This is a genomic window from Streptomyces sp. NPDC058637, from assembly GCF_042717325.1.
In the GTDB taxonomy this organism is placed as follows: Bacteria; Actinomycetota; Actinomycetes; order Streptomycetales; family Streptomycetaceae; genus Streptomyces.
The window spans coordinates 92,117-105,349 of the sequence record NZ_JBHXRD010000002.1; the positions used below are offsets into that span (position 1 = coordinate 92,117).

At 71.9% G+C, this 13,233-nt stretch carries 7 protein-coding genes; 3 read left to right on the forward strand and 4 right to left on the reverse strand.

Annotated features, from left to right (window positions below; translation table 11 throughout):
- Nucleotides 1–318: 318 nt before the first annotated feature.
- Nucleotides 319–1,647, reverse strand: a complete 1,329-nt coding sequence (gene ccrA / locus ACFWVP_RS02535; RefSeq protein ID WP_384493088.1) for a crotonyl-CoA carboxylase/reductase — start codon at nucleotides 1,645–1,647, stop codon at nucleotides 319–321.
- A gap of 294 nt (nucleotides 1,648–1,941) precedes the next feature.
- On the opposite strand from ccrA, the gene ACFWVP_RS02540 reads away from it, so the two are divergent.
- Nucleotides 1,942–2,883, forward strand: coding sequence for an acyl-CoA desaturase (locus ACFWVP_RS02540; protein WP_384493296.1), 942 nt, complete (start codon nucleotides 1,942–1,944; stop codon nucleotides 2,881–2,883).
- A 56-nt stretch (nucleotides 2,884–2,939) separates the two neighbouring features.
- Here the strand turns inward: ACFWVP_RS02540 and ACFWVP_RS02545 are convergent, their stop codons facing one another.
- From ACFWVP_RS02545 to ACFWVP_RS02555, 3 genes are read right to left on the reverse strand one after another with little or no spacing between them, the layout of a single operon-like run.
- Nucleotides 2,940–3,959 carry an alpha/beta hydrolase gene (locus ACFWVP_RS02545; protein ID WP_384493089.1) on the reverse strand — a complete coding sequence of 340 codons (1,020 nt, stop codon included), beginning with the start codon at nucleotides 3,957–3,959 and terminating at the stop codon, nucleotides 2,940–2,942.
- 47 nt (nucleotides 3,960–4,006) lie between these two features.
- Nucleotides 4,007–8,113: a beta-ketoacyl synthase N-terminal-like domain-containing protein gene (locus tag ACFWVP_RS02550; RefSeq protein WP_384493090.1), complete on the reverse strand. Its 4,107-nt coding sequence runs from the start codon at nucleotides 8,111–8,113 to the stop codon at nucleotides 4,007–4,009.
- Nucleotides 8,110–9,936: a fatty acyl-AMP ligase gene (locus tag ACFWVP_RS02555; protein WP_384493091.1), complete on the reverse strand. Its 1,827-nt coding sequence runs from the start codon at nucleotides 9,934–9,936 to the stop codon at nucleotides 8,110–8,112. Before ACFWVP_RS02555 ends, ACFWVP_RS02550 begins: the two co-directional genes overlap by 4 nt.
- 268 nt (nucleotides 9,937–10,204) lie before the next feature.
- Here ACFWVP_RS02555 and ACFWVP_RS02560 point away from each other — a divergent pair, with 268 nt between their 5' ends.
- Together ACFWVP_RS02560 and ACFWVP_RS02565 are read left to right on the forward strand one after the other, a co-directional pair.
- Nucleotides 10,205–11,659 carry an MFS transporter gene (locus ACFWVP_RS02560; protein ID WP_384493092.1) on the forward strand — a complete coding sequence of 485 codons (1,455 nt, stop codon included), beginning with the start codon at nucleotides 10,205–10,207 and terminating at the stop codon, nucleotides 11,657–11,659.
- 151 nt (nucleotides 11,660–11,810) lie between these two features.
- Complete coding sequence (locus ACFWVP_RS02565; RefSeq protein WP_384493093.1) at nucleotides 11,811–13,133, forward strand: lipase family protein; 1,323 nt, start codon at nucleotides 11,811–11,813, stop codon at nucleotides 13,131–13,133.
- The last annotated feature ends 100 nt before the right edge of the window (nucleotides 13,134–13,233 follow it).

The window sequence follows — 13,233 nt, forward strand, 5'->3', positions numbered from 1 at the left end:
GGGCCAGGTAGTCAGTCCGTCGTAGAGGTGCGTGAGGACGAGCCGCTTTCCGGCTCCGCGCCCGGAGTCGACCCGAGCCCGCTGGTGTCGGCCCGGCCGTGGACGTCCCATCCTCGGGCATGGCGCGGCCGAGCGTGGAAGACGAGGGAACGGGTCGCCCTCTGTCCGGGAGCCGTACGGGTACGTGGCTACCACCGACTCGGGGTGCTGAGCCGGCGAGTGCGGGCGCTTGCCGTGGACGGTCCCACCGGCTGGCAGGGCTGGGGCGGGACCCTGCCGCGCGAGCCGGAGACCGCGGCCCAGCGCCAGTGGCCGGATTCAGCCGAACCGGAGCAGTGGAGCGATGTTCTCCTCGCCGAAGGCGGCCCGCCGCTCCGGGTCCGAGACGCCGAGGCCCGCCTTCGGTGCCAGTGCCAGCACTCCTACCTTCCCGGTGTGCCGGTTGCGCTGGACGAGCCGGGCGGCCTCCGACACGTCCTGCAGCCCGTAGGTGATGGAGAGCGCGGGCCTGATGTGGCCTAGGTCGAGCAGGCGTCCGACGGCCGCCTGCTCGTGCAGATTGGCCGCGTGGCTGCCGATCACCCGTTTGAGCCGCATCCACAGGTAGCGGTTGTCGAACTCGTGCCGGTAGCCGGTGCTCGATCCGCAGGTGACGATCGTCCCCCCGCGCCGGGCGACGAACACCGAGACGCCGAACGTGGCCCGTCCGACATGTTCGAAGACGATGTGCGGATCCTCGCCCACCGCGGCCCGGATCAGCCGTCCCAGCCTCCTCCCAACCGCCGCCGGATCGGCGGGGGCCTCGTTCCCGGTGAGGCCGATCTCCGCCCGGTTGATGACGGCGTGGCATCCGAGCGCGCGCGCCTGATCGGCCTTCTCCTCGCTGCCGACCACGCCGACCGCTATCCCGCCGCCGTTGCGGACGAGCTGGGTCGCGTACGCGCCGAGGCCTCCGGCCGCACCCCAGATCAGCACGACGTCGCCCTGCGTCATCCGGGCGCCGCGTTCGCCGACGAGCATGCGGTAGGCGGTGCCCGCGCAGAGCGGACTGCAGGCAGCCTCCTCCCAGGTCAGATGCGTCGGCTTGGGCAGCAGCTGACTGGCACGGGCCACACCGTATTCGGCGAGGCCGCCGAAGTTGGTCTCGAATCCCCACGCCAGCATGGAGTCACCGAGCATGCCGTCGGCGTGTGTCGCGGGCTCCTCGTCGTCGACGTACACGGGGCTCACCACCACGTGGTCGCCCACATGCCACCTCCGTACGCCCGAACCGGTCCGGACGATGACGCCCGCCGCGTCCGAACCGATCGCGTGGAACGGCTGGTCGTGCCGGGCCGCCCAGCCGCCCTGACGGGCGAACTGCTTCAGGAACGTGAACGTCGGTACCGGCTCGAACATCGCCGACCACACGGTGTTGTAGTTGATCCCGCTGGCCATCACCGCCACCAGCACCTCGTCGGGGGCGAGTTCGGGCATCGGCACCTGGCCCACGTGAATGGATCGCCGCACGTCCTTGTCCACCGTCCCGGAGAATCCGGCCACGTCCTCGACCCGCAGATGCGCGGCCGTGTACTGAGCCGGGACGGGCAACCGCTCCAGTTCGTCCGCGGTGGCCCCGGCCGTGACTGCCTCGGCGAGCGCATCCATGAATTCCTCCCAGCACGGCTGACCATGCGCCCGGTCGGGCGCCCAGCGGTCACACAGTGCGGGCCTGCCATCCGCTCTGCAAGGGGGTCGGCCACGATTCGCGTCGAACGCGCACCTGCCTCCCTCCGCGTTGTCACTCGCGGACAACGAGGGGCCCCGCACGGCATTCGCTGTCAGGGAGGTGACGACTGCGGGGCCGGGGTTGCGCGTCCTGTGAGTGGAGACCGGTCGATGCCCGTCAGTAGCGTCCGGATGACCGTCCGCTCCACTCATCGACGAGAGGCGTACACCGTTATGACGCAGTCGAGCACGGCACCTGGCTCCGAAGCGGCCTGGGGCGAGCGCATGGGCACATCCGACCGGGTCGTCGTCGGCGTATTCGTCGGCATTCCCTTCGTCGCGGTGATCGCGTCGGTCGTCGTCCTCTGGGGGTGGGGCGTCACCTGGCACGATCTGGTGATCGGCGCCGTGATGTACGCCGTCGCCGTCCACGGCATCACCATCGGTTACCACCGCCTGTTCACCCACCGTGCGTTCAAGGCCGCACGGCCTCTGAAGATCGCACTGGCCGTCGCGGGCACGCTGGCTGTCGAGGGCGACGCCATCACCTGGTGTGCCGATCACCGGCGCCATCACCAGTTCGCGGACAAACCGGGCGACCCGCACTCCCCGTGGCGCTTCGGGACGTCGGTACGGGCTCTGGTCAAAGGGATGGTGTGGGCTCACATCGGATGGACGTTCAACAACGAGAAGACCAACCGCGAACGCTACGTACCCGATCTGCTCGCCGACCGGGACCTCGTCGCGATCGCCCGGTGGCAGCCGCTGATCGTGCTCTTCTCCTTCGGCGCACCGGCCGTGGCCGGCGGCCTCTGGGGTGACGGGCTCTGGGACGCGGGCGCCGCCTGGTCCGCGTTCTTCTGGGCGGGGCTCGTCCGCATCGGCCTCCTGCACCACGTGACCTGGTCGATCAATTCGATCTGCCACATCAGCGGCGCCCGGCCGTTCCGTTCCCACGACCGCTCGGGGAACGTGTGGTGGCTCGCGCCCCTCTCCGGCGGCGAGTCCTGGCACAACCTGCACCACGCCGACCCGACCTCGGCCCGGCACGGAGTGCTGCGCGGCCAGATCGACACCAGCGCACGGCTCATCCGGTGCTTCGAGCTACTGTCCTGGGCGCACGACGTGCGCTGGCCCGACGAGCGCAGGCTCGCCGCCAAGGCCGTACGCGAGTGAGCCCGCCGGCCCGCCGCGGTGTGCGGCGGGCCGACGGGCGGGCAGGGCCGACAGCGTCAGGAGGGCAGGCCGAGGCCCGCTGCGAGCAGCGGCCAGGAAGTCTTGAACTCCCGCTGCCAATAGGGCCAGGCGTGTGACCCGCCGGAGTACAGATGCACTTCGGCGGGGACGTTCAGCGCCTTGAGCCGTTCCGTGAAACCCTGCGCCTGACGCCACAGGGAGCCTTCCAGGAAAGCCCCTTCGAGATTGCCGAAGTCGATGTTCGGTATCCCGCTGCCCTGCGAGAGGTAGAGCCGGGTTCCGGACAACTTACCCGCCTGCGCAGCCGGGTTGCGAAGGATCCAGCGCTCCCGGTTGAGCAGAGGGCTGCCCCAGAGAGTCAGGGGCAGCAGCAACTCCCGGGCCACGATCGCGTTGAGGACCGTCGGCATGCCGATCGCCGTCGTGTCGACGATCCCGCTGTACGAGGCGGCGGCACCGAACGTCCCCGGGTGCCGCGCGGCGAAGGCCAGCGCGCCGTACCCACCCGTCGACACGCCCGCGACCGCGCGAGTGCCGCTCGCCCGGTAGCGCAGCCTCAGCAGCTCCATCACCTCCTCGACCTGGAACGTCTCGTAGTCCGGCGCCGAAGAGCTGCCGTAGTTCCACCAGGCCGTAGGGATCCCGGTCGGCCCGGACGACGGCATGACGGCGATGACGTCCTTGTCCGCCAGGAACTGCTCGACATCCGTCTCCCTGGTCCAGGACGTGTAGTCGTCGTGCGCGCCCTGCAGGAGGTAGAGCACCGGCCAGGTCCGGTCCGGCTGCGTCTCGAAACCGGCCGGCAGGACGACCCGGACAGGCAGTGTCCTGCCGACCGCCGGGGAGTCGACCGTGAGATCGAGGGTCCGCGCGTCGATACGGCTCTCGGACACGATGCGGGCGCCGGACGCCGTCGCCGTGGTCGCCGATGCGCCGGCCGCCACTCCTGTGGCGCCCACGGCACCTGTCGCGAGCAGGACAGTGGTGGCGGCCAGCGCGGTGAGAGCCCTGCGCGTGCGGTGTGTACGCCGGTGTCGCGAGGGGTGTTGTGCCATCGATGGCCTCGTTTCGGGGAAGGGGCAAGCGAGTCGCCCGTGGGTGGTCAGAGGTGCGGAAGGTCGCGCATGAGCAGCTCCGCCAGCGTGCCGACGACCGGCGGGTCGAGCAGGGACAGATGGTGGCCGGGCAGCGGTGCCACCGTCAGATCGGAGCAGAAGGCGTCCCAGCCGAGCGTCTCGTCGTCCCGCTCGTAGCGGGCGTCCCGCACCGTGTGCGGTGCGGGTTCCGCCGCCCGGTACAGCAGGGTCCGACCCGCGTAGGCGCCGGGCGTGTGCCGTTCCCCGCTGCGCAGGTCCAGGTACGACGTGCGCTGGTGTTCCAGCACGGCGGCAGGCAGCTCCACCGCGCGCTCCAGCAGTTCGAGTACGAGGCCGACCTGCCCGGAATCGTCGAGGCGGGCCAGATCCCCGTACGGCAGAGCGAGCGGCTGCCCGTATGTTTTCTCGACGAACGCGGCGAAGCCCGCGAAGCGGCGCCGTGCCTCCTCCACCGGTGTCGTACCGGGCCGGGCGGGCAGGGGCAGTACCGAATCCAGCAGGACCAGCGCCGCGACCGTTCCGTGGGGCGACAGCAGCCGGGCGGCCTCCTGGGCCAGCAGCCCTCCGTACGACCAGCCGCCCAGCAGCCAGGGGCCGTCCGGACGTACCTCGCGGACGCGCGCGGCGAACTCCTCGGCCCGCCCCGCCACCTCGTCGGGCTCCGACATGCGGTCGAAGCCGAGCACAGGCCGGTTCCCCGCCAAACGCTCCGCGAGACGTCCGTACACCTCCGCCGAACCGCCCGCCGCATGGGCGAGGAAGAGCGGCGCCCCGGCACCGGCCCCGGCGGGGAACGTGCGGAGCCGACCCGGAACGCCGGCGGTGGTAGGTGGCCCGGCCGACGCACCCGAGCGGACCCCGGTCCCGTCGCCGAGCTGCGGCAGCAGGGCGGAGACACCCCTCAGCGTGCCCTGCCGGAGCAGCGCAGCAGGCTCCAGGACCGTGCCGAACTCCCGTTCCACCTCAGCCCGAACGCGTACCGCCGAGAGGGAGTCCAGCCCGAGGTCGGTCAGCGGCGCGTCGGGGTCGACGCGGTCCTCGCCGTACCCCATGACATGGGCGACACAGAGCCGCAGCCGGTCGACGGCGGAGAGCCCGTGCCGCAGGGGCACGCGGTCCGGGGGCAACGGCGTACGACCGGGTTCTTCTCCGGCCCAGAACCGGACATGGCGCCAGCGCGCGACGGGGACGTCGACGATCCGGGCCCCCGGGTTCAGCCCCTCGCGGGGGGCCGTCACCGGGACACCGCGCACCAGGAGCCGGGCGAGCGAGGAACGGAAGGCGAGCGCGTCGTCCGTGTCCCTGCGCAGCGTGGGCAGGACGAGCACGTCCGCTCCGGCCCTGCCGCCGGCCTGCGTGCCGCCGCCCAGCGTCTCGGTCAGCGTGTCGGTCAGCGGGTGCAACTGTGTCGGATGCGGCGAGACCTCGACGAAGACCCGGTGGCCGTCCTCGGCCGCCGCCCGGACGGCCTGGGTGAACCTGACCGGCCGGCGCAGGTTGGCCACCCAGTACTCCGCATCGCAGGGAGCGTCCGAGCGCGGGTCGTCCATGACCGTGGTGTAGCGCCGGCAGCGGGTGTCGGTGTGCCGTACCGTGCCGAGATCCCAGGCGAACTGTCCGAGGAGCGGGTCCACCGCGGACGAGTGACCGGCCGCGGTGACCCGCAGCGAACGGGCGAACCCGCCCGCCGCGGTGACATGGGCGATCAGACCGTCCACGTCCTCGGCCGAACCGGTGACCACGCTCTGCACGGGTGAGGAATGCACCGCGACACGCAGTGTGGGAAAGTCCCGGGCCGCCACGCCGAGGGCATCACCCGGCCGGTCCACGACGGCCATCGCACCACCGGCGAGACCCGCCAGCAGCCGGGACCGGATCGTGATGACGTGCGCACCGGTCGACTCGTCCAGGGCGCCCGCCACCACGGCGGCCGCCACCTCGCCCATCGAGTGCCCGATCACCGCTGCGGGCTCCACCCCGTACGCGCGCCACAGCTCGGCGAGCGCCACCTGCACGGCGTAGAGGACGGGCATCACCACGTCCGGCGTGGCCAGTTCGGCCTCCGGCAGCAGCAGATCGTGCAGCCGGAGCCCTGCGTGCTCCGCCAGCAGCGTGGCCATCCGGTCGATGGCGGCCGCGAACACCGGTTCCGTGGAGAGCAGTCCGCGGGCCATGCCGGGCCACTGCGAGCCGTAGCCCGAGAACACCCACACCGGCCCTCGTCCGCCAGGCGGCGCGCCGCTGCCGGTGTGCAGCCGCGCGTCCGGGTCGCCCGACGCGTAGCGGGTCAGCGCCGTGGCGATGTCCTCCTTGCCGCGCGCCACCACGGCGGCCCGGTGACGGCCCCGGCCCGTGCGGCCGGCGAGGGTGCGGGCGACGTCCGCGGGGCGCGCGGTACGGCCGCCGGGCGTGGCGAGCCACTCGGCCAGTTCGCCGGCGTGGGCACGCACCCGGTCGTCGGACAGGCCGTCGAGCAGCAGGACGACGGGCCGTTCCCCGGTCGCCCGCGCCGGCGGACGGGGTCGGTGTTCGGCGAGGACGACATGGGCGTTGGTGCCTCCGAAACCGAACGCGGAGACACCTGCGGTGGCCGTACCCGAGTAGCGGGGCCACGGTTCGGTCCCGGTCACCACCCGCAGTCCCAGCGCGTCCAGATCGGCATGCGGCCCGGGCTTCGAGAAGTGCAGCTGGCCGGGGATCTCACCGTGGTGCAGGGCCAGTACGGTCTTGATCAGACCCGCGATCCCCGCGGCCGCCTCCAGGTGTCCCAGATTGGTCTTGGCCGATCCGATGAGCAGCGGCTGATCGGCAGGCCGCCCGGACCCCGCCCCGAGCGCGTGGCCCAGCGCACCCGCTTCGATGGGATCACCCAGCGCCGTGCCGGTCCCGTGCGCCTCCACGTAGTCCACCGTCGCGGGCGTGGTGTGCGTCCCGGCCAGGAGAGCGCGCTGCGCCCGCGCGTTGGGCGCGGTGAGCCCGTTGGAACGCCCGTCGGAGTTGACCCCGGTGGACCGGATCACCGCCAGTACACGGTCCCCGTCGCGCTCCGCGTCGAAGAGCCGCTTGAGGACGACGACGCCGCAGCCCTCACCCCGTACGATCCCGTCCGCCCCGGCGTCGAACGCCTTGCAGCGGCCGTCGGCCGCCAGAGCTCCCGCACGCTGGAAGCCCAGCGTGACGGCGGGCGAGAGCAGCAGGTTGACGCCTGCCGCCAGTGCCGTGTCGCTCTCGCCGTGCGCCAGGCTCCGCACCGCATGGTGCACGGCGACCAGCGAGGACGAGCAGGCGGTGTCGACGGACATGCTCGGCCCGCGCAGGTCCAGCAGGTAGGACAGCCGGCCGGAGGTGACACCGAGAGCCGACCCCGGAGCGGTCCAGGCGTCCACCGAGGCCAGATCCGCGGTGGTGAGATGGGCGTACTCGTTGCCACTGATCCCGACGAAGACCCCGGTACGGGTCCCCGTGAGTGAGGCGACGGGCAGCGCCGCGTGGTCCAGGGCTTCCCGGGCCACCTCCAGGAGCATCCGCTGCTGCGGGTCCATGGCCGCGGCCTCGTGGGAGCCGATTCCGAAGAACTCCGCGTCGAAGCCCGCGATCCCTTCCGTACCGGTGGCCGGTGCACCGTCGACGGGCGGGCCGTTCAGGAAGGCGCCGTGCCTGCTGATGTCCCGAGGCAGGGTGCAACCGTCGCCCACGAAGGGATCCCAGCGTCCCTCCGGCACCGTTGTGACCGCGTCGCGGCCCTCCGTCAGCAAGTGCCAGTAGGCGGCCGGGGAGTCGGCGCCGCCGGGAAACCTGCACCCGACTCCGATCACGGCGACCGGTTCGTCGCCGGGCAGGGGTGTGGCCCCCGCGGGGCGGGGAGCGGAGTCCTGCTCCCCGTGCGCCAGCCGCTCCAGCAGCGTTCCGATCGTCGGTGTCTCCCAGAGGAGCGTGGGGGGCAGCCGTGTGCCCACCCGGTCGCTGAGCAGTGCGGTGAGCGCGACGGCGTCCCGCGAGGTCAGTCCGAGTTCGGCCAGGGGACGGTCGTCGGTGATCTCGTCGGGCCGGCAGTCGTACGAGCGGCACAGCTGCTCCACGATCGCGCTGCGGAGACCGTCGGTCCCGCTCATCGGCCGCCGCCTTCGCCGGTGGCGGATTCCGTCCTGGAACCCGCTCCGGATTCCGTCCCCGAGCCCGTCCCGGAGCGCGCGTCCCCCTCTCCGCCGAAGCCCCCGTCGACGAAGCGCGCACGGCTCGCCGCCCGTGCCACCTTTCCGCTGGTCGTACGGGGCACGGAGCCCGGCGGCACGAGCACCAGCCTGCCCAGCCGCAGCCCGTGACCCGCGGAGACGGCGGCGCGTGCCGCCCGCTCGGCGGCACGCGTCTCCGAGGCCGACGGTTCGGCGTTCCGGCGGTGCTCCGCCACGACGACGAGTTCGTCGGCCGTACCGTCCGCACGCGGGACACAGAACGCGGCCAGCCGGTCCCGGCGCACCGCGTCGACGGCGGACTGCACCGACTCCTCGATGTCCTGCGGATAGTGGTTACGGCCGTCCACCACGATCAGGTCCTTGAGCCGTCCGGTGACGAGCAGCCGGCCGTCGTGCAGCGCACCCAGATCACCGGTGCGCAGCCAGCCCCCGCCGTCCTGCCCCGCGCCCGTGCCGAAGGTCTCGGCGGACAGGCCGGCGCGCTTCCAGTAGCCGAGACCTATGTTCGGCCCGCGCAGAAGGATCTCGCCGACCCGGTCGGGTCCGAGCACCGCGCCGCCCGACGGATCGGCGATGCGGAGCTCCTGGCCGGCCGGTGTACCGCACGAGATGAGCCGCGTCACCGGCTCACCACCAGGCTCCCGCAGCTCGATGCGCCCGTCGGCGAGCGCCGGCGGGTCGCATGTCACCGTGGTCGGCGCCCGCTCGTACGTGTCCGTCGTGACGAATACGGTCGCTTCCGCCAGCCCGTACGCGGGGCAGTGCGCACCCGGCGACAGACCGGCCGGGGCGAACGCCCGCTCGAACCGTTCGATGGTCGTGCTCCGTACCGGTTCACTGCCGTTGATGAGCACACCTACACGGTCCAGCCGTAGCTCGGCGATCTGTTCCTCCGAGGCCCGCGCCACGCAGTAGTCGTACGCGAAGTTGGGTGCGGCGCTGATCGTTCCCGGATACGCACCGAGCAGCCGCAGCCAGCGGACCGGGTCCTCCAGGAACGCCACGGGGTCCATGAGCACGGACGGTAAGCCGCCCACCACCGGGGCCGCGACGCTCAGCACGAGGCCCATGTCGTGGAACAGGGGGAGCCAGCCGACCGTCGTGCTGGACGCGGAATCCGCCCCGAAGGCGGCGATCGCCTGCCGGGCGTTGGCCACGACATTGGCGTGGCTGATCATGACGCCGGCCGGGTTCCGGGTCGAACCGGAGGTGTACTGCAGATACGCGATGTCGTCCGGAGCGGGACGGATCGCGGAGACGACGGTCGGAACGCTCCGGTCATCCGGTTCGTCCACGCGTAGGACCGGTAACCGTGGCAGGCCCTGGGCCTCGGTGAAGGCCGAGATCCGTGGGGCGGTCGCGGCATCGGAGAGCGCGCAGACGGGCTCACAGTCCTCCAGGACGGCCGCCAGCCGCCCTTCGTGGCCGGGGAGGTCCGGACTGAACATCGGTACGGCGATCACCCCCGCGTACAGGCAGCCGAGGAACGCCGCCGTGTAGTCGATGCCCTGCGGCAGCAGCAGCGCGGCACGCTCTCCCGGGCGTGCCACCGTCGCGAGCCGGCCGGCCATCGTGCGGGCGCGGGTGTCGAGCGCCCGCCAGCCCAGCGTGTGGTGCAGCCCGACGGACGAGGTGTCGGGGAAGTCCACGTAGGTGAAGGCGCGCTGGTTTGGACGCCGGGCGGCCCAGTGCCGCAGATGGTCGGTCAGCAGAGGTCCGGTGGGGGGCTGAAAGGGGGGCATGACAGCTCCAACTGCTCGAGGTCGGGGGGCAGTAGCGGACTCGGGAACGCGAGGGGAAAGCGGAATCGGATCCCTGGACGGTGCACCAGGTTCCGCCGCGATGTGACCCACGAGTAAGACGGATCGCTGACAGAACGACGGCCCGTGTCTGTCACTTCGGTGACAACGCCGCACCGGGGATTAGGCGCCGGGGACAGCAGCGGGCACCGTCACCCGGCGCGCAGAATCCGGGAATGACGGCGACGATGCCGCATGAGGAGGTGGAGCGGTGGGCCGGGGAAGACTGTGCGCGCTGCTGGGGATGGCGGCCCTCACCGGGTTCATCACCACACTCGACAACACCGTGATCAATGTGGCGCTGCCGACCGTCCAGCGAGACCTCGGACTGACCGTCACCGACCTCGAATGGGTCGCCACCAGCTACGTCCTGACCTTCGGCGCACTCCTGCTCACCGGCGGCAGGCTCACCGACCTGCTCGGGCGCCGCCCCGTCCTCGCCGCAGGCATCGTCGTGTTCACCCTCGCGTCCGCCGCAGCGGCCCTGGCCGACGACGGAACCACACTCATCCTCGCCCGCACCGTCCAAGGCGTGGGCGCCGCACTGGTCATCCCCGCCTCCCTCGCGGTGGTGGCCGCCGACCTGCCCGCCCGGCGGCGGACCACGGCGGTCGGACTGTGGACGGCCGCACTGGCCACGGCTCTGGCGCTCGGGCCGGTCATCGGCGGATTCGTCACCGAACGGTGGGGCTGGAGCTGGGTGTTCCTGCTCAACGTGCCCTTCGGCGTACTCGCCCTGGCCCTCGTCCCCGCCGTTCCCGCCGCCCGTGCCCGCACCGGCGCGGGCCTGCTCCGACTCCTCGACCTGCCGGGCGTCGTCCTGTCGAGTCTCGCGCTGTTCCTGCTGACCTACGGACTGGTGAAGGGCGGCGAGCACGGCTTCGGGACCTCGCCGGCACCGCTCTGTCTCTGGCTGGCGGGAGCTACGGCCTGCGCCTTCCTCGTCGTGGAGGCCCGCACCCCGGTGCCACTGTTCGATCTGCGCCTGCTGCGCAGCCGCACGCTCTCCGGCGGAGCCGCCGCCCAGGTGCTGTGGGGGATCGGCGTCAACGGGGTCTTCTTCTTCACCGCGCTCTACCTCCAGCGCGTGCTGGACTTCTCACCGACCGGGGCGGGGCTGGCCTTCCTTCCACTCGCGCTCGCCCTGCTCCTGGTCACCCCGTTCGCCGAGCCCGCCGCGCGGGCCGTCGGTGCGCACCTGTCCATCGCCGCGGGCCTTGCCCTGGTGGCGGCCGGGCTCTGGTGTGTATCAGGCACCGGCCCGCAGGCGGACTACTGGGACCTGCAGCCGGGGCTGCTGGTCATCGGAGCCGGATCGGCCCTGACCGCCCCGCTGACGGTACGGTCCGTCGCCGATGTGCCCACGGCCCGGACGGGCATGGCTTCGGGACTGATCAGCGCGGCCCGTGAGGTCTCCGGGGTGTTCGGTGTGGTTCTGGTCGGAGTCGTCCTGACCCGCACCGAGCGCTCCGCCCTGCGCGGCGGTGCCGACCCGGTCGGTGCGTTTGTCGACGGTTACGACGCCGGGCTGCGACTGGCCGCGGGCTGCGTCCTGCTCGGAGCTGTGATCACGGCTGTCACCCTGCGTCGGCCCGGCCGCCACCGGCTTCCGGGGCACCGTCGTGCCGCACGTGCGCGCAAGGCGCACGTGGTCCGTGCCAGATAGCGGCGACGCGGCGGCTCCCTGTCACCCGGGCGACAAGAGCGAGGCACGCGGCTGTCCGCCGCTGACTACCAGCCCTCCTTACCGCTCCGTAACTTGGCTGACTGTCAACAACGGCTCGTGGTAGCCGGTCGGACAGACGAAGGAGTATGCCGTGCGTAGAACCGGGGCGAAACGCAACAGGGCACCGGCCGTCGTGGTGATGACGACAGCACTCGCGGCCGTGGTCGCGGTGGTGCCGGCACAGGCCGCAGGGGCGGCCGAGCCTGCCGGCCGGGTACCCGCACAGGTCACGTGCGACGCCGCGGACAGCCAGATCTACCGGCCGTCGGCCGAGGTCCCCGCCGAACCCGGCCAGGTGATCGCCTGCCGGCCGGTCACCCTGCCCCACGTCCCCGGCAACATCCCGCAACGCGCCTGGAAGGTGCAGTACAGCTCCACGGACAACGAGGGCAGGCCGGCAGCCGTCTCCGGCACGGTGATCGTGCCCACGGCACAGTGGACGGGCAGCGGCAGCCGCCCGATCGTCGCCTTCAACCCCGGCACACTGGGCCTCGGTCCGCAGTGCGCGTTCTCCAAGCAGCTCGCCGGAGCCTTCCAGGACGAGTACGAGGGCGAGAACGTCGCGGCGCTCCTGAAAGCGGGGTACGCGGTGGCCGCCACCGACGGCGCGGGCTACCTCGACGGGCAGACCCACCCCTACGTATCGGGCCTCGACGCCGGACACGCCCTCCTCGACATCGCCCGCACCGCACCCGTCGTACCGGGAAGCGGCCTGGACGCGGGGACGAAGGTCGGCCTGTGGGGATACTCCGAAGGCGGCGCGGCCAGTCTCTGGGCCGCCCAGCTCGCCGCGTCCTACGCCCCCCGCCTGAATGTCGTCGGCGACGCGTCCGGCGGAGTTCCCGGGGACCTCAAGGTGGTCGCGAAGGGACTCGACGGCGGTCCCTTCGCCGGCTTCCTGATGGACGCGGTGGTGGGACTCGCAGCCGCCCACCCGGCCATGCCCTTTACCGAGCTGCTGAACGAACAGGGCAGGAAAAGTGTGGAGAAGGCCACCTCCAACTGTCTGGTGGGCACCATCACCTCGCTCGCTTTCCAGAAGGTGCAGGACAACACGAAGAACGGCCTGAGCCTCGATCAGATCTACGCGCTCAAGGACAGCGACGGCCGGAGCTGGGGCCAGGTTCTCGACGCGCAGAAGCTCGGCACGCAGATCGGCCGCAAGGGCTCCGGCGCCACGTACGAAGTGGGCTTCCCGATCCTGCAGTACCGAGGCGTGCTCGAAGAGGTGATCCCCACCGAGACACAAGACGCGACCCGCAGGGCGTACTGCTCCGCAGGCGTCACCACGCGGTGGGCTCTCTACCCCGGCGAGCACCTGACCACCGATCAGCTCGCCGTCAGGGATGTCGTGTCCTGGCTCGGCGCCCGGTTCGACGGCAGGCCCGAGTACGGCAACTGCCTCCTGCCCTGAGAGACGTTGCGAACCACACACCGGACGGCACGACCGGGGCCCCCCTTGTCACCGAGATGACAAGAGGCGGGCCCCGGTTCTGTCCCACGACTACGAGCTT